General features: G+C 37.8%; 1 protein-coding gene. It reads right to left on the minus strand.

From position 1 onward, the window contains the following. Positions 1-173: 173 nt before the first annotated feature. Complete coding sequence (locus ACFVSW_RS28025) at positions 174-878, minus strand: hypothetical protein (protein WP_387319897.1); 705 nt, start codon at positions 876-878, stop codon at positions 174-176. Positions 879-1089 lie beyond the last annotated feature (211 nt).

Genomic DNA, 1089 nt, shown 5'->3' on the forward strand with positions numbered 1-1089 from the left:
CTTTAGCTCAATAAAAACAGGATCGCCGCAGCAACCCCGCTGTTCAACTAATGCACCCGTTACTTGAATAAAAAGTAAGTATAATCAAGCCCCCACACTAGTTAAAAAAGACATTTCCAAAAGAGTAATCATAAAAACCAATATACTTAAAGAAGTCGTTTCATTATAGATACCTATAACCGTGGTCCTTTATTAGTTATACCTAAGTGTGGTCTAGCGATGATGACCGCAATTACGGTAGCCACAATTCCTAGAACAAGTGGAGGTATTCCATGTTCAGGCTCCCCCCGATACAACGGAGTCAGGATGTTAGCGACAATTCCGCTCACTATTAATGCTGCAACGTTAATACCAATTCGCCCTTGGCGACCTGGTACTCGGTATTTAGATTTTCTGGTCCAATCATTTGCAATTAGACCAGAAGCCTTACGAATATAGGCAAAAATATGGACAGCCAGTAACGGCAACCATAAAATTACACTAATAGCATGGATTTTAAGAAACAATCCCTCATGGGCATGTCCGCCCAATACGAGTCCAAACCCACTAACCATTACCAAAACGGTAATGACAACAAGGAACGGGGCTAAGAGTCGAAGTAATATAATTGGTGGACCTGCTTTTACAAAATCAGGAGATTTTGTATAGTAACGAAAAAATCGGTAACTGGTACTACACATTTTGACAACAAGGGGTCCAGCTATTAAGATACCGACATAAATATGGTAAGAAATCAGTTCAACTAGGTTCGCCATAGTGACAAACTCCGCTATGATGAGAACAAAAAGTACAGTAGCAGCAATTGCCGTCAGCCGTTTGTTTCGTTCAATTGGAAACCCTTCATTCACATCAGCATTGATTTTTTTTCGATTAAACATTTACTTCCACCTTCATTCTTCAATTGTAATCCCTAGACGGGTATTTTTCTTATGTAATTAAGTTCATAGTCGCTTTTTGGAAACCATTCCATTGTTCATATACATATGTTTATTTCTAATATTCAACATACCAGAAGTATCAAAATATTGATACAAAGTGTGCTACCCACCATCTAACTTTCTAAATTGTATATTTTTTTATCAAAACCAT

This window comes from Neobacillus sp. NPDC058068 (assembly GCF_042885335.1).
In the GTDB taxonomy this organism is placed as follows: Bacteria; Bacillota; Bacilli; order Bacillales; family Cytobacillaceae; genus Neobacillus.